This is a genomic window from Bradyrhizobium sp. P2_E8, from assembly GCF_056403875.1.
Genome location: NZ_JBFUES010001596.1, coordinates 1 through 1,039, shown reverse-complemented (window position 1 = coordinate 1,039; position 1,039 = coordinate 1). Strand labels below are relative to the sequence as shown.

Annotated in this window: 2 pseudogenes; both read right to left on the bottom strand. The window is 68.8% G+C overall.

From position 1 onward, the window contains the following. Window positions 1-466: pseudogene (locus tag AC1D00_RS42595) on the bottom strand (two-component sensor histidine kinase); the annotation flags it as partial. A 57-nt stretch (window positions 467-523) separates the two neighbouring features. Then, window positions 524-1,039 (bottom strand): annotated as a pseudogene (locus AC1D00_RS42590) (UPF0104 family protein); the annotation flags it as partial.

Here is a 1,039-nt window from a genome sequence, read left to right as displayed (position 1 = left end):
GGACATGGTCGAGATAGGTCGCGCGCCGCGGCTCGGTGGTCGCGATCGACTCGCGCAACGCCGTGATGATCTCCGGCGAGCGCAGCGCGAACTGGGCGAGCTCGTTCCGGCGCAGCGCCGGCGCGAGCTGGGCCGCGGCCGCGTTGAGATGGATCACGCGGCCGGCGCGGTCGAGCAGCACCGCCGGGTCCGGCATGCCGGCGACGACCGCGGCCACCGCGGCGCTCTCGACCGGATTGATGCGCCTGACATCGTCGCGCGAGGCGGCGGTATCGTGCAGCCGCCAGGGGATCAGCGCCGCAGCCGCGATGCAGAGGAACACGGCAATGGCGTGCAACGCCGACAATTCGCCGAGCGAGACCACGACCGACAGCGCCAGCGCCGCGGCGATCAGGATGATCGTCGAGTGCCGCAGCCGGTCGGACCAGGGCTGCGCGGTGGGAGACGAGGGGGCGTCGATCGCCATCGGGCGGGCTTCTCCTAAGGGCTTGTCCTGACGGCCCTGTCCTGAAGGCTTGGCCGATCAGGCGCCGCTGTCGCTGCGCTCTCTCACATAGGCGGCTTCACGCGCCGGGCCGGGGTCGAGCTTGAGCGCCGCCTGCTGCAAACGCTTCGATCGGGCGCCGATTATAACTTCGCGAAACGTCAGCAAGATTACAGATATGACGAAGGGGGACAGATAATAGAGGACGCGGAACAGCAGCATGCCGCCGAGGAGTTCCTCCCGGTCCATCTGCCAGAGGCCGACCAGCATGGCGGCGTCGAACACCCCGAGACCCCCGGGCGAGTGGCTGGCAAAGCCGAGCAGGGTCGCCGAGACGAAGATCACGGCGACCACGACGAAGCCGAGATTGGGCTCGTCCGGGACCAGCACGTACATCGCGAGCGCGCAGAAGCCGAGATCGATGATGCCGATCGCAATCTGGAGCAGCGTCAGCGGCCCGCCCGGCAGCACCACGGTCCAGGGCCCGCGGCCGACCACGCGCGGCTGGGTCCAGACCCAGACCACATAGCCGACCAGTCCCACGATGATCATCAG